25 protein-coding genes, 1 tRNA gene and 1 pseudogene are annotated in these 25,301 nt (G+C 71.7%); 15 read left to right on the forward strand and 12 right to left on the reverse strand.

Annotation, left to right across the window (positions count from 1 at the left end):
- Positions 1-112: 112 nt before the first annotated feature.
- Positions 113-808 carry a histidine phosphatase family protein gene (locus ACK1X7_RS12005; RefSeq protein WP_385151243.1) on the reverse strand — a complete coding sequence of 232 codons (696 nt, stop codon included), beginning with the start codon at positions 806-808 and terminating at the stop codon, positions 113-115.
- A 97-nt stretch (positions 809-905) separates the two neighbouring features.
- Between ACK1X7_RS12005 and corA the strand changes: the two genes are divergently transcribed.
- The gene (gene corA, locus ACK1X7_RS12010) at positions 906-1,898 is read left to right on the forward strand and encodes a magnesium/cobalt transporter CorA (protein WP_385151246.1); all 993 of its coding nucleotides are present in this window, start codon (positions 906-908) and stop codon (positions 1,896-1,898) included.
- Between the two features lie 31 nt (positions 1,899-1,929).
- On the opposite strand, the gene ACK1X7_RS12015 is transcribed toward corA, so the two are convergent.
- Together ACK1X7_RS12015 and ACK1X7_RS12020 are read right to left on the reverse strand one after the other, a co-directional pair.
- A complete protein-coding gene (locus tag ACK1X7_RS12015) occupies positions 1,930-2,736 on the reverse strand; it encodes a ferritin-like domain-containing protein (protein WP_390793918.1) in 807 nt (268 codons plus the stop codon).
- Positions 2,737-3,125: 389 nt separating this feature from the next.
- Complete coding sequence (locus ACK1X7_RS12020; RefSeq protein WP_385151248.1) at positions 3,126-4,175, reverse strand: LLM class F420-dependent oxidoreductase; 1,050 nt, start codon at positions 4,173-4,175, stop codon at positions 3,126-3,128.
- Between the two features lie 127 nt (positions 4,176-4,302).
- Here ACK1X7_RS12020 and ACK1X7_RS12025 point away from each other — a divergent pair, with 127 nt between their 5' ends.
- Together ACK1X7_RS12025 and ACK1X7_RS12030 are read left to right on the forward strand one after the other, a co-directional pair.
- Entirely contained in the window at positions 4,303-5,283 is a 981-nt protein-coding gene (locus ACK1X7_RS12025; RefSeq protein ID WP_216342386.1) for an aldo/keto reductase, read from the forward strand.
- Positions 5,280-8,033: a helix-hairpin-helix domain-containing protein gene (locus ACK1X7_RS12030; protein ID WP_413115073.1), complete on the forward strand. Its 2,754-nt coding sequence runs from the start codon at positions 5,280-5,282 to the stop codon at positions 8,031-8,033. The genes ACK1X7_RS12025 and ACK1X7_RS12030 overlap by 4 nt, the downstream gene beginning before the upstream one ends.
- Before the next feature lie 118 nt (positions 8,034-8,151).
- Here ACK1X7_RS12030 and ACK1X7_RS12035 read toward each other — a convergent pair whose 3' ends face one another.
- Complete coding sequence (locus tag ACK1X7_RS12035) at positions 8,152-8,838, reverse strand: hypothetical protein (protein ID WP_413115074.1); 687 nt, start codon at positions 8,836-8,838, stop codon at positions 8,152-8,154.
- A 47-nt stretch (positions 8,839-8,885) separates the two neighbouring features.
- On the opposite strand from ACK1X7_RS12035, the gene ACK1X7_RS12040 reads away from it, so the two are divergent.
- On the forward strand, positions 8,886-9,074 hold the full coding sequence (locus tag ACK1X7_RS12040; RefSeq protein WP_014059547.1) for a DUF5703 family protein: 189 nt from the start codon (positions 8,886-8,888) through the stop codon (positions 9,072-9,074).
- A 211-nt stretch (positions 9,075-9,285) separates the two neighbouring features.
- Here the strand turns inward: ACK1X7_RS12040 and ACK1X7_RS12045 are convergent, their stop codons facing one another.
- Together ACK1X7_RS12045 and ACK1X7_RS12050 are read right to left on the reverse strand one after the other, a co-directional pair.
- Positions 9,286-10,197: a chaplin gene (locus tag ACK1X7_RS12045; protein WP_413115075.1), complete on the reverse strand. Its 912-nt coding sequence runs from the start codon at positions 10,195-10,197 to the stop codon at positions 9,286-9,288.
- 327 nt (positions 10,198-10,524) lie between these two features.
- Positions 10,525-11,862 carry a M20/M25/M40 family metallo-hydrolase gene (locus ACK1X7_RS12050; protein ID WP_385155932.1) on the reverse strand — a complete coding sequence of 446 codons (1,338 nt, stop codon included), beginning with the start codon at positions 11,860-11,862 and terminating at the stop codon, positions 10,525-10,527.
- Between the two features lie 233 nt (positions 11,863-12,095).
- Between ACK1X7_RS12050 and ACK1X7_RS12055 the strand changes: the two genes are divergently transcribed.
- Positions 12,096-12,183: transfer RNA gene (locus ACK1X7_RS12055), tRNA-Leu, on the forward strand.
- A gap of 123 nt (positions 12,184-12,306) precedes the next feature.
- Here the strand turns inward: ACK1X7_RS12055 and ACK1X7_RS12060 are convergent.
- Positions 12,307-13,089, reverse strand: a complete 783-nt coding sequence (locus ACK1X7_RS12060; RefSeq protein ID WP_385155935.1) for an SDR family NAD(P)-dependent oxidoreductase — start codon at positions 13,087-13,089, stop codon at positions 12,307-12,309.
- Between the two features lie 86 nt (positions 13,090-13,175).
- On the opposite strand from ACK1X7_RS12060, the gene ACK1X7_RS12065 reads away from it, so the two are divergent.
- The 8 genes and pseudogenes from ACK1X7_RS12065 (at position 13,176) to ACK1X7_RS12100 (ending at position 19,825) form a co-directional block, all read left to right on the forward strand.
- On the forward strand, positions 13,176-14,027 hold the full coding sequence (locus tag ACK1X7_RS12065) for a helix-turn-helix transcriptional regulator (RefSeq protein WP_385155938.1): 852 nt from the start codon (positions 13,176-13,178) through the stop codon (positions 14,025-14,027).
- 54 nt (positions 14,028-14,081) lie between these two features.
- Positions 14,082-14,201, forward strand: a pseudogene (locus tag ACK1X7_RS12070) (short-chain dehydrogenase/reductase); the annotation flags it as partial.
- A 130-nt stretch (positions 14,202-14,331) separates the two neighbouring features.
- Positions 14,332-14,925: a TetR/AcrR family transcriptional regulator gene (locus tag ACK1X7_RS12075; protein ID WP_385155941.1), complete on the forward strand. Its 594-nt coding sequence runs from the start codon at positions 14,332-14,334 to the stop codon at positions 14,923-14,925.
- A 113-nt stretch (positions 14,926-15,038) separates the two neighbouring features.
- Entirely contained in the window at positions 15,039-15,233 is a 195-nt protein-coding gene (locus ACK1X7_RS12080; protein WP_385155944.1) for a hypothetical protein, read from the forward strand.
- Entirely contained in the window at positions 15,230-15,319 is a 90-nt protein-coding gene (gene kdpF, locus ACK1X7_RS12085; RefSeq protein WP_413115076.1) for a K(+)-transporting ATPase subunit F, read from the forward strand. The genes ACK1X7_RS12080 and kdpF overlap by 4 nt, the downstream gene beginning before the upstream one ends.
- 32 nt (positions 15,320-15,351) lie before the next feature.
- Positions 15,352-17,013, forward strand: coding sequence for a potassium-transporting ATPase subunit KdpA (kdpA, locus tag ACK1X7_RS12090; protein ID WP_385155947.1), 1,662 nt, complete (start codon positions 15,352-15,354; stop codon positions 17,011-17,013).
- A complete protein-coding gene (gene kdpB, locus ACK1X7_RS12095; RefSeq protein ID WP_390793879.1) occupies positions 17,013-19,151 on the forward strand; it encodes a potassium-transporting ATPase subunit KdpB in 2,139 nt (712 codons plus the stop codon). The genes kdpA and kdpB overlap by 1 nt, the downstream gene beginning before the upstream one ends.
- A gap of 5 nt (positions 19,152-19,156) precedes the next feature.
- Positions 19,157-19,825: a potassium-transporting ATPase subunit C gene (locus tag ACK1X7_RS12100; protein WP_385158332.1), complete on the forward strand. Its 669-nt coding sequence runs from the start codon at positions 19,157-19,159 to the stop codon at positions 19,823-19,825.
- Between the two features lie 67 nt (positions 19,826-19,892).
- Here the strand turns inward: ACK1X7_RS12100 and ACK1X7_RS12105 are convergent, their stop codons facing one another.
- The 4 genes from ACK1X7_RS12105 to ACK1X7_RS12120 all read right to left on the reverse strand — a co-directional run bounded on the left by ACK1X7_RS12105 (position 19,893) and on the right by ACK1X7_RS12120 (position 22,523).
- On the reverse strand, positions 19,893-20,690 hold the full coding sequence (locus tag ACK1X7_RS12105) for a hypothetical protein (protein ID WP_385158334.1): 798 nt from the start codon (positions 20,688-20,690) through the stop codon (positions 19,893-19,895).
- On the reverse strand, positions 20,687-21,235 hold the full coding sequence (locus ACK1X7_RS12110; RefSeq protein ID WP_385158336.1) for an RNA polymerase sigma factor: 549 nt from the start codon (positions 21,233-21,235) through the stop codon (positions 20,687-20,689). The genes ACK1X7_RS12105 and ACK1X7_RS12110 overlap by 4 nt, the downstream gene beginning before the upstream one ends.
- Entirely contained in the window at positions 21,232-21,390 is a 159-nt protein-coding gene (locus ACK1X7_RS12115; RefSeq protein WP_014059559.1) for a hypothetical protein, read from the reverse strand. The genes ACK1X7_RS12110 and ACK1X7_RS12115 overlap by 4 nt, the downstream gene beginning before the upstream one ends.
- A 293-nt stretch (positions 21,391-21,683) precedes the next feature.
- Positions 21,684-22,523: a helix-turn-helix transcriptional regulator gene (locus tag ACK1X7_RS12120; protein ID WP_385145659.1), complete on the reverse strand. Its 840-nt coding sequence runs from the start codon at positions 22,521-22,523 to the stop codon at positions 21,684-21,686.
- Positions 22,524-22,626: 103 nt separating this feature from the next.
- On the opposite strand from ACK1X7_RS12120, the gene ACK1X7_RS12125 reads away from it, so the two are divergent.
- Complete coding sequence (locus tag ACK1X7_RS12125; protein WP_385145661.1) at positions 22,627-23,334, forward strand: SDR family NAD(P)-dependent oxidoreductase; 708 nt, start codon at positions 22,627-22,629, stop codon at positions 23,332-23,334.
- A gap of 31 nt (positions 23,335-23,365) precedes the next feature.
- Here the strand turns inward: ACK1X7_RS12125 and ACK1X7_RS12130 are convergent, their stop codons facing one another.
- Complete coding sequence (locus ACK1X7_RS12130) at positions 23,366-24,109, reverse strand: CDP-alcohol phosphatidyltransferase family protein (protein WP_385145663.1); 744 nt, start codon at positions 24,107-24,109, stop codon at positions 23,366-23,368.
- A gap of 118 nt (positions 24,110-24,227) precedes the next feature.
- On the opposite strand from ACK1X7_RS12130, the gene ACK1X7_RS12135 reads away from it, so the two are divergent.
- Entirely contained in the window at positions 24,228-25,226 is a 999-nt protein-coding gene (locus ACK1X7_RS12135) for a zinc-dependent alcohol dehydrogenase (protein ID WP_385145665.1), read from the forward strand.
- Positions 25,227-25,301 lie beyond the last annotated feature (75 nt).

Genomic DNA, 25,301 nt, shown 5'->3' on the forward strand with positions numbered 1-25,301 from the left:
TTTTGATTCGACTGCTCGGCTGACTGACTGCTGACCGCTGGGTGCCACGACCGCCCGGTCAGGGCTGTCACGGCGCCCTCGCACCGCGGCACCACCCTACTGCGCACGGAGATCATGGTGCTCCCGCGTCGCCGCCCACCGCCGCGTCCCCGCCCCGGTCCCCGGCGGTCTCCTCGCGCGGCGCCAGTCCCGCGAAGTCGCCGGTGTCGCCGAGCCGGACGACGAACGGCCGGGTCGGGGTGTACCGGATCGCGGTGACCGAGCAGGGCTCGACCGAGATCCGCTGAAAGAGATCGAGATGCAGTCCGAGGGCGTCCGCCACCAGCGCCTTGATGACGTCCCCGTGGGAGCACATCAGATAGACCGCGTCGGCGCCGTGCTCCCGCTCGATCCGGTCGTTCCAGTCGCGCACCGCCTCGACCGCGCGCGTGTGCATGGCGCGCAGGGACTCGCCACCGGGGAAGGCGGCGGCGGACGGATGCTGCTGGACGATGTTCATCAGTGGTTCATCGGCGAGCTCGGCGAGCTTACGGCCCGACCAGTCGCCGTAGTGGCACTCCCCGATCCGGTCGTCGGGGTGCAGCGGCAGTTCGGGGCGGGCGGCGAGCAGCGGGGCCAGCGTCTCCCGGCAGCGCTGGAGGGGGCTGGTGACGGCGGCGGCCAGGGGCAGTCCGGCCAGCCTGCCGGGCAGCGCCGCGGCCTGGGCCGCACCGCGCTCGTCGAGGGCGACACCGGGAGTCCAGCCCGCGAGGACGCCCGCGGTGTTGGCGGTGGACCGGCCGTGCCGTACGAGGATCAGCATGGGCATGCCTGCCACCCTACGACCCCTTCGGCGCCGCTCAGCGGGGGTGCGCACCGATCCCGCACCAGGCCCCCCTGTGCCTACCGGCATCACGCGAGGCAGAATGCGCTGCGTGATCGTGGATTGTGCCATCTACCGGGACGGGTGCCGCACCGAGGGACCCGCCGACTTCTCCGACGCCCTCGACGAGGCGCGCGCGAGCGGGGACGCCTTCTTGTGGATCGGCCTGCATGAGCCGACCGAGAAGGAGTTCGAGCTGGTCACCAGCGAGTTCGGGCTTCATCCGCTGGCCGTGGAGGACGCCCTGTGCGCCCACCAGAGGCCGAAACTCGAGGTCTATGACGACTCGCTGTTCCTGGTGCTCAAGCCGGTCCAGTACGACGACAAGGCCGGCACCGTCACAGCGGGTGAGCTGATGGTCTTCGTCGGTGACTCGTTCGTGGTGACCGTAAGGCACGGCGAGGCGAATCCGCTCGGCGCGGTGCGGGACCGGCTGGAGAAGATGCCGGAGGTGCTTCAGCACGGTCCGACGGCGGTGATGTACGCGGTCTCCGACGCGGTCGTGGACCACTACCTGGACGTGGCCGACGCGCTGCACGGGGACCTGGAGGGGCTGGAGACCGAGGTGTTCGCCCCCAACTCGGGCGCCGGGCAGAACACCGCCGGGCGGATCTACGCCTTCAAGCGCGAGGTGATGGAATTCCGCCGGTCGGCCGGGCCGTTGGGGGAGCCGATGGAGCGGCTCACCGGCGCCGGGGTGCCGTTCGTACACGAGGGCTCCCGGCCGTTCTTCCGCGATGTCAGCGACCATCTGACCCGGGTGAACGAGCATGTGGAGGGGCTGGACCGGCTGCTGTCGGACATCCTCTCCGCCCATCTCGCGCAGATGGGCGTGCGGCAGAACGACGACATGCGGAAGATCTCGGCGTGGGCGGCGATGGCCGCGGTCCCGACGATGATCGCCGGGATCTACGGCATGAATTTCGAGCACATGCCCGAGCTGAAGCAGCCCTGGGGATACCCGGGGGTGATCGCGCTCATGGTGGGTGTGATCGCCGTGCTGTACCGCTGGTTCAAGCGCCGCGGCTGGCTCTGAGCCGGTGGCGCCGCCGAAGCCGTAGTCGGGCTCAGACGAACTCGGGCGCCCCGGGTGCCCCGGAAGCGCTCTGCGCGGGCCCGCCGAGCGCGTTGCGGCGCTCGGGCATCCGCAGGGACACCATGCGCCGCCAGCCGCCCAGCCGCTCGTACCTGTGCAGGACGTGGATCCCGGCCGCGAACAGCGCGGACTTCGGCTTGGGCCAGCCGAGAACGCGCCCCATATGGGCCATCACGGCCAGGCTGACGTCCCGGTAGACCTCCATCTCCACGAGCGCGGTCTCCCGCAGGGCCCGCTGGATGGTCCGGCCGTATCCGGCGGCGGCCAGGCGCAGCAGCTCCTCATGGCAGTAGGCGAGGTGGTTGTCCTCGTCCTCGGCGATCATGCGCACGGCGCGGCCGAGGTCGGGGTGGTCTCCGAAGTACCTGCGCAACATCACCATCTGGGCGGCGGCGCGCTGTTCGGTGACCCGGCTGTGGGCGAGGTAGATCACGATGTCGTGCTCGGTGAGCGGCTCGTCGCGGCGCAGCTTGTCATGGGCGAGGCCGATGCCGCGCGCCTCCAGGAGCATCGTGTAGTCGGCCTCGCGCGGCACCTCCATGGGCTCCAGATCGCGCTTGCCCAGCAGGGCGTTGAAGATCCGGCCGTGTTTGTCCTCGTCGGCGCCATGGCGGGCGATCTTGGGGGCGAGGTCGCGCAGGCTCTCGGGCACCAGGGCGGCGATCCGGCCGTTCTCCCAGCCTCCCTGGGCCTCCCCGCTGGCCGCGACGGAGCAGAAGAGCCGGAACGACTCGTCGTTGTCGAGGATCTCCTGGAACACGCTTCTCGCCGAGAGCATCGCCGCCACCTCCGTGCGCTTGTCCTGCGCCGCCGTGCGCTTCCGTGCCGACATCCACGTGGGGGCTGCGCAGAAAAAGTCAACGGCGCGGTGGGCGCGGCGGCAACAGCTAAGGCGCACGGCTCGGCCGAACGGAGGACGGCGTGAGTGCCGCGCCCCCGTAACTCCTGGGCGGCGGAGGCGTTGTGCTGGATGACGGCCGTGGCGGGGAAGACCCCCGAGCCCCCACCACGGCCGCGGAATCTTTCCGGCGCGGCGCCGAGCCGACTCCCGAGCAGGGCCGCGCCTGACGTTCGAGCAGGGCCGCCCCTGGCGCTCGTCGTTCCCTGAGCGCCCGATGACGGCCCCTTCAGGGCCCGATGGCGGCCCTTGGCGCTCGTCGCCGCGCTTTACGCGACTCCGGCCCGCTCCAGGGCCTCCACGCCCGCCCGCAGCCCGGCGAGCCGCTCCTCCAGCGTGAAGCCCGAAGGCGTGAGCGACAGGGTGGTGACCCCGGCCTCCGCGTACGCCTGCATGCGGTCCGCGATGCGCTCGACGGGGCCGAGCAGCGAGGTGGAGTCGATCAGCTCGTGGGGGACGGCCGCGGCGGCGCCCTCCTTGTCCCCGGAGAGGTACTTCTCCTGGATCTCGGCGGCCTCCTTCTCGTACCCCATGCGCTGCGCGAGCTTGTTGTAGAAGTTCTGCTTGGCGCTGCCCATACCGCCCACGTAGAGCGCCGTGTACGGGCGGAACTGGTCGGCGAGGGCGCGGACGTCGTCGCCGAGGGCCATGGGGACGGTGGGCACCACGTCGAAGCCCTCGAGGTCCTTGCCCGCCTTCTCCCGGCCCGCGCGCAGCGAGCCGAGGGTGGTCGCCTCGGCGTGCTCGGGCGCGTAGAAGAGCACCAGGGCGCCGTCGGCGATCTCGCCGGTCTGCTCCAGGTTCTTCGGGCCGATGGCCGCGATGTACAGCGGGATGTACTCCCGCACCGGGTGCACGGTGAGCTTGAGGGGCTTGCCGGGGCCGTCGGGCAGCGGCAGCGTCCAGTTCTGGCCCTGGTGCGTCAGCCGCTCGCGTGACATCGCCTTGCGGATGATCTCCACATACTCGCGGGTGCGGGCGAGCGGCTTGTCGAACCGCGTCCCGTACCAGCCCTCGGACACCTGCGGGCCCGAGACGCCGAGCCCGAGGCGGAAGCGACCGCCGGAGAGGGTGTCGAGGGTGGCGGCGGTCATGGCCGTCATGGCGGGGGTACGGGCCGGAATCTGGAAGATGGCGGAGCCGACGTCGATGTGCTCGGTCTGCGCGGCGACCCACGCGAGGACCGTGGCCGCGTCCGAACCGTAGGCCTCGGCGGCCCAGCACACGGCATAGCCGAGCCGGTCGGCCTCGCGGGCGACCTCGAGGTTGTCCGCGTCCATTCCGGCGCCCCAGTAGCCGAGGTTGATGCCGAGCCTCATACCGCACCCCTTACTGATCAGTAACGTCGCTGTTCCGGGGACTCTAGCGCGCATGGCCTGGATACGTCAGGGGTGGGTTATCCACAGGCTGCCACGGGGCGCTTTCCGGACAGTAATCTCGATGTTCATGGAGCTAAGGCACCTCGGCCGCACGGGCCTGCGCGTCTCCCGGCTCGGGCTCGGCACGCTCACTTGGGGCCGGGATACGGACGAACACGACGCAGCGGATCAGCTCAAGGCGTTCTGGGAGGCGGGCGGGACACTGGTCGACACCGCGGATGTCTACGCGGACGGTGGCGCCGAATACCTCCTGGGGCAGTTACTGGAGGGGTTGTTGCCGCGGCGCGATCTACAGATCGCCACCAAGGCCGGCAGCGTGCCCGATCCCGACCGCCGCTTCGACGGTTCGCGCGGCCATCTGCTGGGCGCGCTGGACGCCTCCCTGGAGCGGCTGGGCACGGACTATGTCGACCTGTGGCAGGTGCACGCCTTCGATCCGTTCACCCCGCTCGAGGAGACCTTGCAGGCGCTCGATATCGCGGTCAGCAGCGGCCGCGCCCGCTATGTGGGGGTGTCCAACTTCAGCGGCTGGCAGCTCGCGAAGGCCGCCACCTGGCAGTTGGCCTCCACGGGTGCGCACACCCGGCTGGCCAGCACGCAGATGGAGTATTCGCTGCTCCAGCGCGGGGTGGAGCGCGAGGTGCTGCCCGCCGCGCTCGACCTCGGCGTCGGGCTGCTGCCGTCCTCGCCGCTCGGCCGCGGTGTGCTCACCGGCAAGTACCGCCATACGACACCCGCCGACTCGCGCGGCGCCTCCGAGCTCGCGGCCTTCGTCGCCCCGTATCTGGACGAGGAGGCGAGCCGGATCGTCGAGGCGGTCGCCATAGCCGCCGACGGCCTGGCGACCACCGCGCTCAATGTGGCACTCGCCTGGGTCCGCGACCGCCCGGGAGTCACCGCGCCGATCGTCGGCGCGCGCAACGCCCAGCAGCTCAGAGCGGCGTTGTCGGCGGAGAGCCTTAGTCTTCCGGACGAGATCTGCCAGGCGCTCGACGATGTGTCGGCGCCCGTGCACCGCTATCCCGATCAGGACTGGAGCACGCTGTGAGTACCGACCGCCTCGCCGGCGAGGCCGCACCCGCGCCCGAGGAGGCCGCCGAGCCGGCGCAGCCGGACGGCACCGGCACCCCGGGCCCGGGCGGGCCCGAAGGCCCCGCCCCCGCCGGACCGGACCCGGACCCCACCCCGGACGACCACAGCGAGCACGGCGACGCGGACGCCCCCTCGGGGGCGGACCGGAACGACGCGGGGGCCGCGGCCGCCGCACGGGGCGAGGCCGACGACGCCGAGGCTTCCGCCGCCGGAACGGGCACCCACGTCTCCCGAAGCGCCGACGGCGAACAGCCCCCGGCAAGCGGGGCCAACGGTTCCGCTACGGGAGCGGGCGCCCATGGCGGGAGCGCCGACCGGGAGCCGACCCCGCCCGCCGGGCAGGGCGCATCCGGCGGACCAGAGTCGGGCCAGGACGCCGGGGGCACACAGGCGCCGGGCCCAGCCGGGGCGACCGCTGACGCGGCCCCGGGCGCGGGCGCAGGAACTTCCGCAGCCGCCGGACAGGGCGGGCCCGGAGGCACGGGCGCGCCCGCGGACCGGAACGACGCGGGGGCCGCGGCCGCCGCACGGGGCGAGGCCGACGACGCCGAGGCTTCCGCCGCCGGAGCGGGTCGCCACGGCGAGGGCTCCGACCGCGGGCAGGTCCCGGCTGTCCCCAATGACGGGGCGGGTGGGAAGGGGCGGCGGTCGGCGGCGGCTGAGGCGTTGGCTGCCGCTGTGCGGGCCGTGGAGAGTGGTGAGCGGTCGGCGGCGTCGTTCTTCAACGACGCCCCCGCGCGCCGCCCGGCGGCGCCCGCCGCGCCCGCGGCACCCGTGCGGGAGCGGCCCCGTGCGGCGGCTCCCGCCGTCGCGCCCGCGCCCGTGCGCCCGCCGTCGGCCCGGCCGGCGTCCCGGCCAGGGGGCGAGGTCCCCGGCAGCGGGGACGTCCGGGAGGTGCTCGCGGCGGGTGGCGCCCCCGAGACCCTGGCCGGGCCGGTCGCCGAAACCCTCGGGGAGCGTGCCGCCGAGGCGCTGCGCGAGGACCCCTGGCAGTTGCTGGCCGTGCCCGGTGTGCGCCCCGAGCAGGCGGACGGCTTCGCCCGCTCCCTCCTCGGCCCGGACTGCGAGCCCGGCGACGAGCGCCGTGCGCTGGCGCTCACCGGCTGGCTGCTGGAGCGCGCCGCCCTCGAAGGACACACCGCGCTGGAGTCGTCCACGCTGCGCGACGCGCTCGCCAAGGTGTCCGTGCCGGACCCGGACGAGGCGCTGCGCACCGCGATCGCGGAAGGCGCGGTGCTGGTCTTCCAGGACGCGCTCGACGCCCCGCCGGGGGCCCGTCCCCAGGCGGCCGACGACGAGGACGCCGAGCAGCCGGTGCGGGTGCTGCTGGGGCTGGACCGCTATGCCCTGGCGGAGGAGAGCCTGGCCGACGCGCTCGCCCGGCTGGCGAGCACCTTCGTCCCACCACAGAGCGGCGCTGCGGACGGCGAGGCGCCCACGGGCGGCCCCGGTGCGCCCGAGTGGGAGGGCGCGGCCGCCGCCGCGCCGACCGCCTCCGCCGTGGAGCTGATCCGTACGGTCGCGGCCCACGGACTGGTCGCCCACAGCGGTGGCGAGGCGGCGCGCGCCGAACCGGCGGCGCTGGTCGCCGCCGCCCGCGCCCTGGGCCTGCGGGCCTACGCGGCCGCGCACAGCGAGGACGGCAGGCGGCGGCTGGCCGCCGCGCTGAGCGAGGCCCCGGGCGCCGGCCCGGAGGCGGCCCCTGCGGACCCGGAAGCGGCCTCTGTGGCCCCGGATGCGGCCTCCGCGGCCGTCACCGTCGCCGGGCTGCTGGCCGACGCCGAGGGCCCCGGACGCGACGAGGAGGGCGCGCTCGCGCTCGATCTGCTCGCCGTACTGGACGCCCCGCAGCTCGATGTGGAGACGGCCGCGATGCTCGTCGAGTCGCTGCCGGACGGCGCCCGTCTGGTGCTGAGCGGGGATCCCGGGGTGCTGTGGTCGGCCGGTCCCGGCCGGGTCTTCGCGGATCTGGTGACGGCCCGCCGCTGTCCGCAGGTCGTCTCCCGCACCCCCGACCCGGGCCCGATCGGCGAGCTGGTCTCGGGGATCGGGATCGGCGAGCTCAACCAGGTGGAGGCGCCCGGCAAGGAGGTCGTGATCGTGCCCGTGCGGGACGCGGGCGAGGCGGTGCACCGCACGGTGCAGCTCGTGGCCGACTCGGTGCCCCGTGCGATCGGCATCCCGGCGGAGCAGACCCAGGTGATCACCCCGGGCCACGGTGGCACGGCCGGCACCCGCGCGCTCAACGCCGCGCTGAAGGCCCGGCTCAACCCCGGCCCCGGCCGGTTCGGCGGCTTCGACCCGGGCGACCGCGTGGCGTACACCCCGGCCCCGGGCCGTACGGTGCCGGGCACCGTGGTCTCGGCGGACGCCGAGGGGCTGCGTCTGGACTGCGCGGGCGCCCCCGTCGTGGTGCCACGTACGGAGGTCGGCGAGCTGGTGCGGCACGGCTGGGCCCTCACCGCGCACCAGGCGGCCGGAGCGCGCTGGCCCGCGGCCGTGGTGGTGCTGCCGGGCGACGCCACGGCGGGGCTGACCCGCGCCTGGATCTACACGGCCTTCAGCCGCGGTGAGCGCCATCTGTCGGTGGTCCACGGCGCGGAGGCGGCGCTGCCGCGGGCGGTGGCGGAGATCCCCTTCAAGGAGCGCACCACACGGCTGCGCGCCCTGCTCCAGGCCCAGGTCCCGGCCGGGTCCACGGGCTGACCGGCGGCCCGGTCCCGGTTCCGGCCGCGACGGGCCACCGGAAACACCAGGGCCCCGGATCGTCCCGCCTTACGGCGGGGCGATCCGGGGCCGGGCGATCGGTCCGGAGCCGGGATGCTCAGCTACCCGGCTCCAGCACCTCCAGCTCGTCCTCGTCCTCGTCCTCGAGCTCGTCCTCGAGCTCCTCGTCGAAGACCGAGCTCATGTCGAAGCGGCACACGACCATATGCGGATCCGCCTGGTCGAACGGGGCCGAGAGCCACTCCCCCGGCTCCGGGGGCTCCTCCGCCGCCACCACCCAGAGCGTGGAGTCGCCCTCCTCGAGGCCGAACTCCTTGTGGCGAGAGGCGATCTCATCGGCCTCGAACTCGCCGAAGACCACGCCCAAGGCGGTGTGCACACTCTCCCCGGCGGCCGCGCCGCCGCCCTGCCGGTCGTTCCCTGTGTCGATGTCCGGATCCAGGTCGGCGATCCGCTGCGCCTGCGAGAGCAGCCGCTGCGGTTCGACGACGACGTAGTCCCTGCGGATCAGCACGCTCAGCGCGCTCGGCTCCTCCGGCCCGGCGTAGGCGGGGAGGCGGTCGTCACCAGGGATCTCGAAGGGCGTCACCTCGTCGTAGGCGTCATAGAGCAGCTCGTCGTAGACCTCGGCTGCCGCGGCCAGTTCGTTGAACGCGGCGTAGACGGCCGGATCGCCTTCCCCCGACCGGCGTTCGACAGCGTCGAGGTGACGATCCAGTGCGGCTTTCACCGCTTCGGCAGCGGCGCGTACCTCGGCAGCGGATGGCTGCGCAGCATCAGACATAGTGCAGACGCTATCCGTAGCAGGGCAGTTCCCGCACAATAGATGCGATGCCGGAATACGAATTCTGTGATGTGTATGTGCCGCGCGGGGTTTCCCGCAAGGCCACTACCCGCCTGCTCACCGACCATGCTGAGTACGGACACTGGGAGTTGGATCGCCTGAGACTCAACCCCGACGGCAGCCGCAGAGTGCGATTGCGGCGCCGGATCATCCGCCAGCTCCGGGCCACCTGGTAGCGGGCCGGGACAAGACGGAGCGGGCCCCGCTTGGCGCGGGGCCCGCCGTGAGTGACGCCACGGTCACCCGGCGTAGGAGATCCGGTGTGTGATGCGTGGCGTGCGAGGTGCGGTGCGAGGTGTGCGGTGCACGGCGGGTGATGCGTTACGACCACCGCGCGGCACGGTCAGCACCTGTCGTACCCAACGCACCCAGCAGCGCGATGCGTGATCAGCGCTGCGCGGCGCGGGCCCGGCGGTAGAGCACCGTGCCCGCCAGCAGCAGGCCCGCGGCAGCCGGAATGGCCAGCTCGACGGGGCCGGCGCCGGTGTGCGCGAGCTGCTCCTTGCCGCCGAGGTTCGCGGACGGGTCGGGGCCGTGGTTTCCGGCCTGCTCAGCGGGGTCATCCGAGTCACCGCCACCGGGGTTGGAGCCCCCGGGGTTGGCGGGGTTGCCAGGATTGCCGGGGTTCCCCGGCTCACCGGGCTGCCCGGGGTTGCCAGGGTTGCCGGGCTGACCCGGGTTCCCGGGGTTACCCGGGTTGCCAGGGTTGCCAGGGTTCCCGGGGTTGCCCGGATTCCCAGGGTTGCCGGGGTTACCCGGGTTACCCGGGTTACCCGGGTTGCCGGGGTTCCCAGGATTGCCCGGGTTCCCGGGGTTCCCCGGATTCCCAGGGTTGCCCGGGTTCTCCGGCACCGCCGGGACCGTCTCGGTGCAGCCGGCGTCGTCGCCGGTGTTCCCGAACCCGACCGCGCTGATGTTGTTCCCGCACACATTGACCGGAACGCCGATCGGGGCCTGGATGTTGTTGCCGGAACCGATCCCCGACGAGTCACTGGCGCTGCCCTGCGCCTGCGGACCGCCGGCCTGGGTACCGCCACCGCCGGACGAGTCGCCCGAACCGCCGCCGCACCGCCCCCCACCGGCACCGTTGAAGACGCCGATGACGCTCACCGTGTTGCCGCACAGATTCACCGGCACATGCACCGGGGCCTGGATGTTGTTGCCCGAGACGATGCCCGGCGAGTACGCGGCGCCACCATCGGCCCCCGGACCCGCCGCCTGGGCGTAGCCGCCGGTCACGGCGAGAACGCCGCTCGCCGCGGCTACGGTGATCAGGCCCTTTTTCGCAACCTGTCGCATAACTTTCTGCTCCCCTAGCCTTCCGTCCCGGCCGGAGTGCGCGCGGGCGATCTCGCCCGCACCCCCATCCCCGGACGTCCCGGAGCACGCACACTCCGAGACCGCCCGGGGCTCACACTCCGGTGGACCGTGACCCGATGTCACGTGATCGATGCGGTAGTTGCCGAAGGCGGGGTACAGCACCACCCCTTGTCGGCACCGCGGCCCGGTTACGGGCCGCACACACCATGTAACGAGGAAGGAGCAATCAAGCTATCAAGCTACGACACCATTCACCCTTTTTGGTTCCTTCGGTATGTGTGATCGATTAGGCCGTTCGTGCAGCCCTCAGCAGGCGTCCAGGAACCGGTCCAGCACCCGCACGCCGAACTTCAGCCCGTCCACCGGCACCCGCTCGTCGACCCCGTGGAACATCCCGGCGAAGTCCAGCTCGGGGGGCAGCCGCAGCGGCGCGAATCCGAAGCAGCGGATGCCGAGGTCGTCGAAGGACTTCGCGTCCGTACCGCCCGAGAGGCAGTACGGCACGGCGCGGGCGATCGGGTCCTCCGCCTTCAGCGCCGACTGCATGGCCTCGACCAGCGCCCCGTCGAAGTTGGTCTCCAGCGCCTTGTCCGCGTGCACGTCCTCCCGCTTGACCCGCGGGCCGAGGATGCGGTCGAGGTCGGTCAGGAACTCCTCCTCGAACCCCGGCAGGAAGCGCCCGTCCACATGCGCCGTGGCCTGCCCCGGAATGACGTTGACCTTGTAGCCGGCGCTGAGCATGGTCGGGGCGGCGGTGTTCTGGAGCGTGGCCCCGATGATCTTCGCGATGCCGCCCAGCTTGGCCAGCGTCTCGTCCATGTTCTCCGGGTCGAGCGGGGTGCCGAGCGCATCGGACAGCTCGTCCAGGAAGGACCGCACGGTCTTGGTGACCCGCACCGGGAACTTGTGCCGCCCGAGCCGCCCGACCGCCTCCGTCAGCTCCGTGATGGCGTTGTCGTTGTTGGTCATCGAGCCGTGCCCCGCGGTGCCGTCCACCGTGAGCCGCATCCAGTGCATGCCCTTCTGCGCGGTCTCGATCAGATAGAGCCGCAGATCCTCGTTGACGGTGAAGGAGAAGCCGCCGACCTCGCCGATCGCCTCCGTCACGCCCTCGAAGAGGTCGGGGTGGTTGTTGACCAGGTGCTTGGCCCCGTAGACCCCGCCCGCCTCCTCATCGGCGAGAAAGGCCAGCACGATGTCGCGCGGGGGCTTGCGGCCGCTGCGCAGCCGGTCCCGGACCACCGCGAGCGTCATCGCGTCCATGTCCTTCATGTCCACCGCGCCCCGGCCCCAGACGCAGTCGTCCGCGATCTCGCCGGAGAAGGGGTGGTGGGTCCAGTCCTCGGCGTTGGCCGGTACGACGTCGGTGTGGCCGTGGATGAGCAGCGCCGGACGGGACGGATCCTCCCCCTCGATCCGCGCCACGGTCGACGCCCTGCCCTTGTGCGACTCGAAGATCTTCGGTTCGAGCCCCACCTCGGCGAGCTTCTCGGCGACGTACTCGGCGGCCGCGCGCTCACCGGGGCCGGAGTGGTCGCCATAGTTACTGGTGTCGATCCGGATCAGGTCACGGCAGAGGTCGACCACCTCGTCCTCGCCCCTGACCGTTCCGGTCGTCGTCGCGCCCGAAAGCGACTCACTCACGATGCCTCCTCGTCGTTGCGCTGCCGCGGGAAGCCCAGGTACGGACCTCCGCGGCAGGGGTCACCCGCCCATCCTCCTCCGCTCGCCCGCCCAGCCCAAGGCTGCAATACCGCCGTCATGCCCCCGTCACACAGCGCGGCCGCGGGGGCGCGACCGGCTGTGATCGAGCACGTCCCGATGTTTGCTATGGTTTTCCACGTCGGAACGGCCGCGGGCCGACCGGCAGACACCTGGTCCGGGTGGCGGAATGGCAGACGCGCTAGCTTGAGGTGCTAGTGCCCTTTATCGGGCGTGGGGGTTCAAGTCCCCCCTCGGACACCAGCTCAGACCCCACTTCACGTGGGGTTTTCTGCTTTCCAGGACGGTGGCGCGACTTTCCGGCACGGTGGCGTGCCCCACCACGTGACCAACCGCCTGGCGTGCCCCCTTCTCAGGCGCCCGCTCTCAGGCGCCCGCGCCCCCGTCGACCGGCACGATCGCGCCGGTCACCATCGAGGCACGGTCGCTGAGCAGCCACGCGGCCACCTCGGCCACCTCGCGGGGCTCGGCCATGCGGCCGAGCGGGGTCGCCGCGTTGATGCGCTCGCTGATGCCCGGGGATGCCGCCTCCCACGCGTCGATCATCTCCGTGGCGGTGCCGCCGGGGGTGATGCCGTTCACCCGGATCCCCTGCGGGCCCCAGGTCACGGCCGCCGTCTCGGTGATGCTGTTGAGCGCGCGCTTCATGGCGCCGTACGCGGGGAGGGCGGGGTTCGCACGGCGGCTGCCGATGCTCGAGGTGTTGACGATCGTCCCGCCACCGTTTCGTCGCATGAGTGCGGCCTCGGCGGTCATGGCGGTCCAGTGCGAGCGGAAGTTCACGGCGAACTGCTCGTCGATGTCCTCGTCACTCGTGGTCTCGAGCGGGCCGGGCTGCTGGATCGCCGCGCCGTTGTTGAACGCGCCGTCGAGCCGTCCGTGCAGTTCCTCGACGCGGTCGACCGCCGCGCGGACGCTCGTACGGTCGGCGAGGTCCAGGGTGACGGCGTCGGCGACGCCTCCGTCGGCGCGGACCTCGGTGACGATGCGATCCAGCGCGTCCGTGCTGCGGGCGGCGAGCACGACGGCGGCGCCCTCGGCGGCGAAGAGCCGGGCCGCGGCCGCCCCGATGCCGCGGCTGGCGCCGGTGATGAAGACGACCTTGCCGGTCAGCAGGCCGATGGGTGCGATGTCGGTGTTGTTCGTCATGACGGCAGTGTCGGGCCGGTCTCCGGGCCGGAGGCAGGCACAGGCTGTACCAGGATCCGTGGCCGCGCGGCGGGCAGACTTGGCGTATGAACAGGCAGGAGCTCGGGGCGTTCCTCCGTAGCCGGCGCGAGCGGCTGCGGCCGCAGGATGTCGGCCTTCCCTCCGGACCGCGACGCCGGACACCGGGTCTGCGCCGGGAGGAGGCGGCGGTCCTCGCGCATATCTCCACGGAGTACTACGTCCGGCTCGAGCAGGGCAGGGCGCCACGGCCGTCGGGCGAGGTCCTCGCCGGGATCGCGGGGGCGCTGCGGCTCACCGACGCCGAGTCCGACCACCTCCACGTCCTCGCGGGCACCGCGCCGATTCGTACCCGGACGCACCGGCGCGACGTCCGCCCGAGCATCCTCGCGCTCCTCGGGCGGCTGCCGCAGACGGCCGCTTTCGTGATCTCCGCCACGTTCGAGGTGCTCGCGTGGAACGACCTCGCGGCCGCGCTCATGGAGGACTTCGGCGGGCTCGATCCAAGGGACCGCAATCTCGCGCGCCGGGCATTCGTCGGGCCGGTGCCACCTGACGCGCCGCTGTACGGGATCTCCGACGCCGCCGAGTTCCGGCACCACGTCGTCATGCGGCTCCGCGCCACTCTCGCCCGCTACCCTGCGGATCCCGCGGTGACCGGCCTTGTCGACGAGCTGCGCGACGCCAGTCCCGACTTCGCCCGGCTCTGGGAGCGGCACGACGTACAGGCCGCGCCGATGCTCACGAAGACCTTCCGCCACCCGGTCGTCGGGGAGATCACCGTCGACTGCGACTCGCTCGCGCTCACCGACAGCGACCAGCACCTGGTGCTCTACAGCGCGCCGCCGGGATCCCCTGGCGCCGAGGCGCTGGCCCTGCTGAGTGTGCTGGGAGCCGGGGCCGGTGAATCCCTGCGGTAGCGAACACGGCCCGGTTCTCGGCCCGGCCCGCGCTCGTCTTTTCTGCGTTGTGGCGGCTCGGGCGCGCTGCGCCTGGTCACGGCGGCCCGGCAGGCGGTGGACGACGACATCCGCACCTGGGAGACGTTGTCGCGGACCACCGACTTCCCCGACGGAGCACAGCTCACCGGCTGATCACCGTGCCACGCCGCGGCCGCTGAGGGCCGTGGCGAGCGCGTGGCTCCCCGGCCGGACAACGGCCATGCCGTGGGCCCGCGTCCGGCGGAAGTACAGTGCTCGGGAGAGTCGATCAGGGGAGACCGCAGTGGGAAGGCGCAGTGCCACGCCGAGGAAGGGAGACCTGCGCGAGCAGGCCCTTCTGGACGCCGCCGAAGCACTGCTCGAGCACACGAGCCTCGAGGAGCTGACGGTCGAGGCGATCGCCAAGGGCGCCGGGATCTCCCGCGGCTCCCTCTACTTCTACTTCGGCAACAAGCACGAGGTCCTCGCCGCTCTGGTCGAGCGCACCATGCGCACCATCCGGGCCGAGGCCGACAGCACGGCGCAGGACGCGGCGTCGCCGCCCGTCGAGGTCATGGAACGGGCCGTCCACGGGGTGGAGCGGGTCTGGCGTGAGCACGGCACCGTCATGCGGGCGGCCGTGGACTACTCCGCGCTGCATCCGGTGGTCGGATCCGCCTGGAACGACACGGTCGACGCCTTCGCCCAGGCCATGACGCAGGTGCTGAGGCGGGCGGGGATCCCCGATGAGGACGGCCCCGGCGGGGCCGCCGCGCTGGCCCGCGCACTGTGCTGGATGACGGAGCGGACCTTCTACCGCGCGGCCTGTTCGTCCGGGAATGATCTCGCCGGGGCGACCGCGACCACCGTCGAGATCTGGCGTCGTGTCATGAAGTGATCATGGCCGGGTCCTCGACGCACGCCCGGAGACCTGGGCACGGGCCCGGTGAACACCCGCATCTTTCGCCCCAGCGCCCGTAAGGGTCGCGTCAAGGGGGTGCGGATCGGCGTATGGGACCCGTCAACGACGCTTGGATCCGGCCACGGGCGGGGTTTTCTTCTATCGATACCCGTCCGATCCGCCACTCGCGGATTCCCCCGACCTCTTTCCAGGAGTTCGCGATGGCCGATCTGGCCTTCGTCGTCACCACGCTCGCGGTGTTCGCGCTGGTGGCCTTTGTCGCCAAAGGGGTGACGAAGCTGTGACCGTCGAAAACGTCGTCGGCCTCGGCGTCGCCGTCGCCCTGCTGGGCTACCTCGTCCTCGCCCTGATCTTCCCGGAGAGGTTCTGACGGTGACATCGGCTACTACCGCGGCGGGAGGCATAGGTCCCGTACTCGCGGGCGTCCTCCAGTTGCTCGCCCTCATCGGGGCGCTGGCGCTCGCCTACGTCCCCCTCGGCAACTACATGGCCAAGGTCTTCTCCTCCGAGAAGCACTGGCGTGTGGAGAAGTGGATCTACAAGGGCATCGGGGCCGACCCCGACACCCAGATGCGCTGGGTCTCGTATCTGCGCGGGGTGCTGGCCTTCTCGGCGGCCGGTGTGCTCTTCCTGTATCTGCTCCAGCGGCTCCAGGGCAGCCTGCCCGGTTCGCTCGGGTTCTCCTCGATCGAGCCGGCCCAGGCGTTCAACACCGCCGCGTCCTTCGTGTCCAACACCAACTGGCAGTCGTACTCCGGCGAGCAGGCCATGGGCCACGTCGTACAGACCGCCGGTCTCGCCGTACAGAACTTCGTCTCCGCGGCTGTCGGTATCGCGGTGGCCGTCGCGCTGGTACGCGGCTTCGCGCGCTCGCGCACCGGTGAACTCGGAAACTTCTGGGCCGATCTGGTGCGCGGCACGGTCCGCGTCCTGGTGCCGGTCGCGGCGATCGCCGCCCTCGTGCTGGTCGCCTGCGGTGCCCTCCAGAACTTCTCGGGCATCCATGAGGTGGGCCAGTTCATGGGCGGCTCGCAGCAGTGGAACGGCGGGGCCGTGGCCTCGCAGGAGGCCATCAAGGAGCTGGGCACCAACGGTGGCGGTTACTTCAACGCCAACAGCGCCCACCCGTTCGAGAACCCGACTCCGTTCACCAACCTCTTCGAGATCTTCCTGATCCTGGTCATCCCGCTGGCGCTGACCCGCACCTTCGGCATCATGGTCGGCTCGGTCAAGCAGGGTTACGCGATCCTGGCGACCATGGTCACCATCTGGGTCGGCTTCGTCACCCTGATGATGTGGACCGAGTTCGCCCACCACGGCCCGGCTCTTCAGGCCGCCGGTGGTGCGATGGAGGGCAAGGAGGCCCGTTTCGGGGTCGGCGGCTCGGCGCTCTTCGCGGTGTCGACCACGCTCACCTCGACCGGGGCGGTGGACTCCTTCCACTCCTCCTTCACGGGCCTGGGCGGCGGCATCACCATGCTCGGCATGATGCTGGGCGAGATCGCACCCGGTGGTACCGGATCCGGCCTCTACGGCATGCTGATCATGGCGATCATCGCGGTGTTCATCGCCGGGCTGATGGTCGGCCGTACGCCCGAGTATCTGGGCAAGAAGATCGGTGCCCGCGAGATGAAGCTGGCGGCCTGCTACATCCTGGTCACCCCGGCGCTGGTCCTGATCTTCACCTCCGCCTCCATGGCCCTGCGGACGCCGCCGAACTCGATGCTCAACTCCGGTGCGCACGGCTTCTCCGAGGTGCTGTACGCGTTCACGTCCGCCTCGAACAACAACGGCTCCGCCTTCGCGGGTCTGAACGCGAACACCGACTGGTTCAACACCATGACCGGTCTCGCGATGCTGCTCGGCCGCTTCGTGCCCATGGTCTTCGTCCTGGCGCTGGCGGGCTCGCTCGCCGAGCAGAAGCCGGTGCCGGCCACCGCGGGCACGCTGCGCACCGAGAAGCCGCTGTTCACAGGGTTGCTGGTGGGCGCGATCCTGATCATCACCGGTCTGACGTACTTCCCGGCGCTGGCGCTGGGGCCGCTGGCCGAGGGGCTGGCGTGATGACCACCCGCACAGAAAACCACGAGGACTCCATGTCCACTGCCACTCCGACCAGGGCGCCGCGAGGCGGCGTTCCCACCGGGCACAGCCCGGCCGAGGACCGTGTCGGCGCGGGCCTCTTCGATCCCGGACAGTTGCTGAAGTCGCTGCCGGACGCCTTCCGCAAGCTGGACCCGCGGGTGATGGTGAAGTCGCCCGTGATGTTCGTCGTGCTGGTCGGGTCCGTGCTGACCACGGTGTTCTCGTGTCAGGACCCGGGCGACTGGTTCGGCTGGGCGATCAGCGCGTGGCTGTGGCTGACCGTGATCTTCGCCAATCTGGCGGAGGCGGTCGCCGAGGGCCGTGGCAAGGCGCAGGCCGACACCCTGCGCAAGGCCAAGACCGACACGGTGGCCCGGCGGCTGGCGGCGGACGGCACGGCCGAGGAGCGGATTCCCGGCACCGAGCTGAAGATCGGTGACCTGGTGGTCTGCGAGGCCGGCGATGTCATCCCCGGCGACGGCGATGTGGTCGAGGGCGTCGCCTCGGTCGACGAGTCGGCGATCACCGGCGAGTCGGCGCCGGTCATCCGCGAGTCCGGCGGCGACCGTTCGGCCGTGACCGGTGGCACCAAGGTGCTGTCCGACCGCATCGCCATCAGGATCACCACCAAGCCGGGCGAGACCTTCATCGACCGGATGATCAACCTGGTGGAGGGCGCCGCCCGGCAGAAGACGCCGAACGAGATCGCGCTGAACATCCTGCTCGCCTCGCTGACGATCGTGTTCCTGCTCGCCTGCGTCACACTGCCGCCGTTCGCCGATTACGCGGGCACGCATCTGACGATGGTGGTGCTGGTGGCGCTGCTGGTCTGTCTGATCCCGACGACGATCGGCGCGCTGCTCTCCGCGATCGGCATCGCGGGCATGGACCGCCTCGTCCAGCGGAACGTGCTGGCGATGTCGGGCCGGGCGGTCGAGGCCGCCGGTGATGTCTCCACGCTGCTGCTGGACAAGACCGGCACGATCACCCTGGGCAACCGGCAGGCGGCGGAGTTCGCGCCGGTGCGCGGCACCACCGAGGCCGAGGTCGCCGACGCCGCCCAGCTCTCCTCGCTGGCCGACGAGACCCCCGAGGGCCGGTCCATCGTCGTCCTGGCGAAGGAGAAGTACGGGCTGCGCGAGCGCCACCAGGGCGAACTGGTGGGCGCCGAGTGGATCGAGTTCACCGCGCAGACCCGGATGTCGGGTGTGGACGTCGGCGAGCGGAAGATCCGCAAGGGCGCGGCCGGTTCGGTCATCGCCTGGGTCCGGGAGCGGGGCGGCACGGTCGCCGAGGACGCGGACCGGATCGCCCACCGGATCTCCGAGGCCGGCGGCACCCCGCTGCTGGTGGCGGTCCAGGACGCCGACGGGGCGCGGGTGCTGGGCGTCATCCACCTCAAGGACGTGGTCAAGGAGGGCATGCGGGAGCGGTTCGACGAGCTGCGCCGCATGGGCATCAAGACCGTCATGATCACGGGTGACAACCCGCTGACGGCCAAGGCCATCGCCGAGGAGGCGGGCGTCGACGACTTCCTCGCCGAGGCCACTCCCGAGGACAAGATGGCCCTGATCAAGCGGGAGCAGGCGGGCGGCAAGCTGGTCGCGATGACCGGCGACGGCACCAACGACGCCCCGGCGCTGGCCCAGGCGGACGTCGGGGTGGCGATGAACACCGGTACGTCGGCCGCCAAGGAGGCCGGCAACATGGTCGACCTCGACTCCAACCCGACCAAGCTCATCGAGATCGTGGAGATCGGCAAGCAGTTGCTGATCACCCGTGGCGCGCTGACCACCTTCTCCATCGCCAACGATGTCGCGAAGTACTTCGCGATCATCCCGGCGCTGTTCGCGGCGGTCTACCCGGGCCTGGACAAGCTGAACATCATGCAGTTGTCCTCGCCGGACTCGGCGATCCTGTCCGCGGTGATCTTCAACGCGCTGATCATCATCGCGCTGGTGCCGCTGGCCCTGCGGGGTGTGCGCTACCGGCCGATGAGCGCGGACAAGATGCTGCGGCGCAACCTCGGGATCTACGGCCTCGGCGGCCTGATAGCGCCCTTCATCGGCATCAAGATCATCGACCTGCTCATCTCCCTCATTCCCGGGATCGGCTGACCGCCATGAACCATTCCGTCATGAACACCGCCCGGCTGTTCGGGGCCGGCCTGCGGGCCCTCCTCGTGCTGACCCTGGTCACGGGCGTCATCTACCCGCTGGTGGTCACCGGCATCGCCCAGGGGCTGTTCCACGACAAGGCGAACGGCTCCGAGATCAAGGCGGACGGCAGGGTCGTCGGCTCCTCGCTGATCGGGCAGCCGTACAACCTGCCGCTGAAGAAGGGCCAGGAGACCCCCGATCCCGATCCGAAGTGGTTCCAGGGGCGCCCGGCGAACGGCCTCGGCGCCAACAGCCTCAACACCCGGTACACGCTGCTGCTGTCCGGAGCCACCAACCTCTCCGCCGACAGCAAGGACCTGCTCCAGCAGGTCAAGGACGCCAAGGCCGCGGTCGTCAGGAACAACTCGGTGCCCGGCTACACCGTCAGGCCGTCCCAGGTCCCCGCCGACGCGGTGACCTCCTCAGGCTCCGGCCTGGACCCGGACATCTCCCCGCGCTACGCCGAGATCCAGGTCCACCGGGTCGCGGAGCGGAACGGGCTGTCCGTCGCCCAGGTGGAGAAGCTGGTCGAGGAGAAGACCGAGGGCCGCGTGCTCGGCTTCATCGGCGAGCCGCGGGTGAACGTCCTCGAACTCAACATCGCGCTCAAGGACCTGGTGGCCGGGCACTGACGGCGCTACGCGCCCCGACAAGCGGGAGCCGGTGGCCGGAGACCTTCTCCGCCGCCGGCTCCCGTCGTCACGCGGGGGAACCACTGCGCGGCCGCTCGGGCAGTACGGCCCGGTCGGGCGAAGGCGCGGCGGCCGTGGTGGTCTCGGTGGCGGTGAGGTCTTCGATGCGGTCGGCGAACCCCGGTTCGGGCAGCGGGAGATCGATGTCGGGGTCGTCGGTGAAGTCGACGGCCCGGGCGACGTAGTGGATGACGGCCGTGGTGGCGGGCGGCACCTCCTGCTCCCGTTTCAGGCCGTGCAGGATGCGGAGGGCGGCGGCCATCTCATGGTCGGTGGCGGCCCAGTCCTCCACGGTGTCGGTGACCGGCGGGATGTCGTTGCCCGCCTGCTCATGCCACCACTCCAGCCAGGCGTGCGCCTGACCGTCCTCACCCAGGGCCATGTGGTGGAGGTAGAGGCAGTACGCGGCGGCGGGGTCACCGGCGCCGGCGGCGAACTGCCACCAGAACTGGGCGTGGTCCTCATGGCCGGCCAGTTGCAGCACACACCCGAGGACGCGGGAGCCGGGCGGTTCGAGGATGCGGCGGGTGAGGAAGTCCCGCAACTGGGTCAGGGCATCGGGGCGGGCGATGATCGCCTCGCACAGGGTGTGCAGGTCCTGCGCCATCCGTTCGTCCACGCCCGGCGCCGCGGCTCCGGCCGCCGCGGATGTCCGCTGGGCGTGCCGCGGAGGGCGCTCCCGGGGTGGGGCGCCGTCGGGGTCGGCGTGGCGGGCGGCGAGCCGGGCCTCGGCGGCCTCGAAGTCGATGGGAGGGGTGGGGTTGAGCAGGGCCCGCGCGAGGATGCGGTCAATGGCTGAGGTCATCGCTCCTCCTTGGCCAGGAGTTGTTGCAGTCGGCGGCGGGCGTAGCGGACGGTGGAGCGGACACCGGCCTCGGTGATGCCGAGGTGGGTGGCGGTCTCGGCGACGCTGTAGCCGCGGCAGTGGAGGAGGATGACCACGTCCTGCTGGCGCTCGGGGAGTGTCTTGATGGCCTGGTAGAGGTTCAGGCTCTCCTCGAGTACGGCGATGGGGTCGACCGCGTCCCTGAGCAGCGCGGTCTCGAAGGTCGCGTTGTCCAGCAGGGCGGGGCCCCGCTTGCGGGCGCGGGCGAGGTCGACGGCCCGGTTCTTCATGACCTTCCAGGCGTAGGCGGCCGGGTTCTCCATGGTCAGCACCTTGGGCCAGCAGCGCAGGAGTTGTTCGAAGGCGGCGTCGACGGCCTCTTCGGCGTCCGCGTGGTTGCCGAGGTAGACCACGGCCCGGTCGATGTACGCCTTCCGGTGGAGCTGGTGGAAGGCACGGAAGTCCGCGGGGAGTCCGGTGGTCATCGAGGTGATCTCGCGCGAGCGCAGGAATTCGTTGGTCACCGCTCCCCTCCCTCCCGGTCGCTGCGATGCAGTTCCGATACGCCGACGCGCACTCCCATGGCGGCCGCGCGGCGCAGGAGGGCGATGGCGTCACTGCCGAATACCCGCGCGACGAGTACGGCGGTGACGACGTTCACCACGGTTTGAAGATTCACGGACTTCGTTGTCCTTCTGTTCGTTGTACGAGGGGTGGCCCCCACCCCCACACGCCCCGCGAGTGCGCGGTGTTGCGCTCTCTGTTCAGATAGCGCTCACGGACGCCGGTTCGTGCATCGGATGAGCCTAAAATCTTACGGAACGCATCGATCCAATTACGCAAATATGAAAAACTCATCGCCAGATTCCCGCTGCCAAGGGCTCCCCCCTGGACCCCGGACCCGCCGGGCCCCCCTAGGGCCTGTCGTTTGGATCAGGCCGGGCTCGCGGGGCCTGATCCAAACGACAGGCCCTAGCCGGTGAGCGACTGGGTGCCGACCACGGTGAGCAGGGCGAGGCGCTCGGCGTCCTCGGTGCCGGGCTCGGCGGTGTAGACCACGATGCGCAGATCGCTGCCCGCCACCGTGAGCACATCGCAGTCCAGCGTCAGCGTGCCCACCCGCGGATGGTCGATGGTCTTGCGCGATGCCTCATGGCGGCCGACGGTGCCGGAGTCCCACAGCTCGGCGAACCGCTCGCTGTTCGCGCGCAGCTCCGCGACCAACTGCCGCAGCTTCTGGTCGGCCGGGTAGCGGGCGGCGGCCGTGCGGAGATCGGCGACCAGCGCGGCCTGGAACTCGCCGCGGGCCTCATGCGTCTGCCGGGAGCCGCTGTCCTCGCAGACGAAGTGGCGCCAGACTCCGTTGCGCTCATTGCCGCGCCACCGGGACGGATCGCCCCGCAGGGCCACATACGGCGGATTGGCCATGAGCAGCGTCCAGGACGCGTCGCTCACCGCGACCGGTGTTCCGGTCAGCCGGTCCAGCAGCCGCTGGACGCTCGGGGTGAGGTACGCCGGTACCGTCTCCGGGCCCGGTGGCGCCAGCCCGGCCAGCCGGAAGAGATGGGCGCGTTCGTCCCCCGACAGCCGCAGCGCCCTGGCCAGCGCCTCGACGACCTGGGACGAGGGATGGGCGGCCCGGCCCTGTTCGAGGCGGGTGACGTAGTCGACGGAGATCCCGGCCAGCATCGCCAGCTCCTCGCGGCGCAGCCCGGCCGCGCGGCGCTGCCCGCCGGTCGGCAGCCCGGCGGCCTCCGGCGGGACCCGGTCCCGCCAGCGCCGTACCGCCTGCCCGAACTCCGTGGTCGCCATGGCCCCCAGTGTGCACCGCGGGGCCGGGATCCTTCCTGGTACTCGCGGTCCCAGGAAGACGGGGAAGCTGGCTGCCCCCACGCCCCGGGCGCAGCCTGGAGACATGACGACAACACTTATCACCGGAGCCAACAAGGGTCTCGGCTTCGAGACCGCCCGCCGTCTGATCGCCGCGGGCCACACCGTCTACCTCGGCAGCCGGGACGCCGAGCGCGGCCGCCGGGCCGCCGAGCGGCTGGGGGCGCGGCTGGTCGTCCTCGATGTCACCGATGACGCGTCCGTGGCCGCCGCCGCCAAGGCCATCGAGGCCGACGGCGGGCTGGATGTGCTGGTCAACAACGCCGGTATCGAGGCGCGGACGCCGGACGGCGGGGTGATCGGCGCCGCCGAGGTCACCGCCGACATGATGCGGAAGGTGTTCGAGACGAACGTCTTCGGCGTGGTGCGGGTCACCCACGCCTTCCTGCCGCTGCTGCTGCGGTCCGCCGCCCCGGTCGTGGTCAATGTCAGCAGCGGGCTGGCCTCGCTGGAGCGGGTCTCCACCCCTGACGACCCGGCGCACGCCTATCCGGGGGTCGCCTATCCGGCGTCGAAGGCCACGGTCAACATGGTCACCGTGCAGTACGCGAAGGCGTTCCCGCAGATGCGGATCAACGCCGTCGAGCCCGGCTACACCGCGACGGACCTCAACGCGCACACCGGCCACCAGACCGTCGAGGAGGGTGCCGAGATCATCGTCCGGATGGCCCAGGTGGGCGCCGACGGCCCGACGGGAGGGTACTTCGACATCGAGGGCACTCTCCCCTGGTAGAGCGGCGGCCCCGCGGCCTTCGACGCCGCCCTCACCGGGCCTCCGCGCCCACCTCGGCCCGGCCGTCCCGGGTGCGCCACAGCCACCTGATGTCGCGGGCGAAGGACCAGCTCAGCAGGGTCAGGGCGAGCAGGGCGGCGCCGAAGGCCAGCGCGTGGGGCAGCACGTCGGCGCCGACGACCAGCAGCAGCACACCCTGGAGCGCGGCCACCGTCTTGCGGGCCGTGCTCGGCGGGAGCTGGCCGTTCAGCCAGGGCAGCACCCGGGCCGCGGCGACGAAGACGTAGCGCATGGCGCCGATCAGCAGCACCCAGGGGCCGAGCGAGGTGGCCACATAGACGCTGAGCACCAGGATGAGGACGGCGTCGACCTCCATGTCGAACCGCGCGCCCAGGGAGGACGAGGTGCCGGTGCGCCGGGCCACCTGGCCGTCGACCGCGTCCAGGAGCAGCGCGACCGCGGTGAGGGCCACCAGCACGGTGACCGGCGGCGGGCTCTCGAAGGAGTCCGCGACCAGCGCGGTCACCCCGCCGACGAGCGTGGCCCGCGCGAGGGTGACGCGGTTGGCCGCGCCGAAGGAGGCGAGCCAGGACCGCGACAGGGCGCGGGTGAGCACCGCCCAGGTGGCGACCGCGAAGGCCAGGCCGGTCAGCCAGCCCGCGGGTCCCAGGTCGAGCGCCGTGCCGAGCAGCACGAGCAGCAGCAACTGCGCGGCCGCGCCCGCGGCCGTCTCGTTCCGCAACGGCGTGGTGTTGTAGGGATTGTTCAGGGCCACCGTGCACTCTCCGGGCTGTGTGGCGGAGCGGATGGGCGCCGCGTACCGTGTTCGCGGCTTCATGGTCATCGGTACGTGAGCCACCACCCGATTGTTCAGCCCCATTGGAGAACGTCGTATGACGCGCACCGCCCGCGCCTTCTGGCTCCGCTCCCCCGGCCGTGGCGAGATACGGGAGGTGGCCCTGCCCGACCCCGGGCCCGGGGACGTGGTGGTGCGCACGCTGTGCTCGGGGGTGAGCCGCGGCACGGAGACCCTGGTCTTCCGCGGTGGCGTACCGGTCAGTCAGCACACGGCGATGCGCGCGCCGTTCCAGGACGGTGAGTTCCCCGGGCCGGTCAAGTACGGCTATCTCAATGTGGGTCTGGTCGAGGAGGGGCCGCCGTCCCTGCTGGGGCGCACCGTCTTCTGTCTGTATCCGCATCAGACCCGCTATGTGGTCCCGGCGAGCGCGGTGACCTTGGTGCCGGAGGGCGTGCCCGCCCCGCGCGCCGTGCTGGCGGGCACGGTGGAGACCGCGGTGAACGCGGTATGGGACGCCGCGCCCCTGCTGGGCGACCGGATCGCCGTGGTGGGGGCGGGGATGGTGGGCGCCTCGGTGGCGGCGGTACTGGCGCGGTTCCCCGCCGTACGGGTGCAACTGGTGGACGCCGAGCCGGCGCGCGCCGAGGTCGCGCGGGCGCTCGGGGTGGACTTCGCGCTCCCCGAGGAGGCGGCGGGCGACCTCGATCTGGTCGTCCACGCCAGCGCCACCGAACAGGGGCTCGCGCGCTCGCTGGAACTCCTCGCCCCGGAGGGCACCGTGCTGGAGCTGAGCTGGTACGGGGACCGGCGGATCAGCCTGCCGCTCGGGGAAGCCTTCCACTCCCGCCGGCTGACGGTGCGCGCCAGCCAGGTGGGGACGGTCTCACCGGCCCGGGGCACCCGCCGCGGCTACGGCGACCGGATGGCGCTGGCGCTCGAACTGCTCGCCGATCCGGCCTTCGACGCCCTGGTCACCGGCGAATGCGGTTTCGAGGAGCTTCCCCAGGTGCTGCCGGGGCTCGCCTCCGGGGAGATTCCGGGGCTGTGCCACCGGGTTCGCTACGCCGCGGAATCTGCCGTGTCATCCGTCTGAACACGGGGAACGTGACGGCCGTACTAGAAGGCGTGCCCCGGCTGAGGGCCCGACGCGCCGTATCTGGAGGGTCAT

The sequence above is a fragment of the Streptomyces sp. CY-1 genome, assembly GCF_047218265.1.
GTDB lineage: Bacteria > Actinomycetota > Actinomycetes > Streptomycetales > Streptomycetaceae > Streptomyces > Streptomyces niphimycinicus.

Bases quoted from the DNA above. Each gene is read 5' to 3' on its own strand.
- ACK1X7_RS12005 (WP_385151243.1), bottom strand. From the start codon at position 808: ATGCCCATGCTGATCCTCGTACGGCACGGCCGGTCCACCGCCAACACC.
- corA (WP_385151246.1), top strand. From the start codon at position 906: ATGCGCTGCGTGATCGTGGATTGTGCCATCTACCGGGACGGGTGCCGC.
- ACK1X7_RS12015 (WP_390793918.1), bottom strand. From the start codon at position 2,736: ATGCTCTCGGCGAGAAGCGTGTTCCAGGAGATCCTCGACAACGACGAG.
- ACK1X7_RS12020 (WP_385151248.1), bottom strand. From the start codon at position 4,175: ATGAGGCTCGGCATCAACCTCGGCTACTGGGGCGCCGGAATGGACGCG.
- ACK1X7_RS12025 (WP_216342386.1), top strand. From the start codon at position 4,303: ATGGAGCTAAGGCACCTCGGCCGCACGGGCCTGCGCGTCTCCCGGCTC.
- ACK1X7_RS12035 (WP_413115074.1), bottom strand. From the start codon at position 8,838: ATGTCTGATGCTGCGCAGCCATCCGCTGCCGAGGTACGCGCCGCTGCC.
- ACK1X7_RS12040 (WP_014059547.1), top strand. From the start codon at position 8,886: ATGCCGGAATACGAATTCTGTGATGTGTATGTGCCGCGCGGGGTTTCC.
- ACK1X7_RS12045 (WP_413115075.1), bottom strand. From the start codon at position 10,197: ATGCGACAGGTTGCGAAAAAGGGCCTGATCACCGTAGCCGCGGCGAGC.
- ACK1X7_RS12060 (WP_385155935.1), bottom strand. From the start codon at position 13,089: ATGACGAACAACACCGACATCGCACCCATCGGCCTGCTGACCGGCAAG.
- ACK1X7_RS12065 (WP_385155938.1), top strand. From the start codon at position 13,176: ATGAACAGGCAGGAGCTCGGGGCGTTCCTCCGTAGCCGGCGCGAGCGG.
- ACK1X7_RS12080 (WP_385155944.1), top strand. From the start codon at position 15,039: ATGGGACCCGTCAACGACGCTTGGATCCGGCCACGGGCGGGGTTTTCT.
- kdpB (WP_390793879.1), top strand. From the start codon at position 17,013: ATGACCACCCGCACAGAAAACCACGAGGACTCCATGTCCACTGCCACT.
- ACK1X7_RS12100 (WP_385158332.1), top strand. From the start codon at position 19,157: ATGAACCATTCCGTCATGAACACCGCCCGGCTGTTCGGGGCCGGCCTG.
- ACK1X7_RS12105 (WP_385158334.1), bottom strand. From the start codon at position 20,690: ATGACCTCAGCCATTGACCGCATCCTCGCGCGGGCCCTGCTCAACCCC.
- ACK1X7_RS12120 (WP_385145659.1), bottom strand. From the start codon at position 22,523: ATGGCGACCACGGAGTTCGGGCAGGCGGTACGGCGCTGGCGGGACCGG.
- ACK1X7_RS12125 (WP_385145661.1), top strand. From the start codon at position 22,627: ATGACGACAACACTTATCACCGGAGCCAACAAGGGTCTCGGCTTCGAG.
- ACK1X7_RS12135 (WP_385145665.1), top strand. From the start codon at position 24,228: ATGACGCGCACCGCCCGCGCCTTCTGGCTCCGCTCCCCCGGCCGTGGC.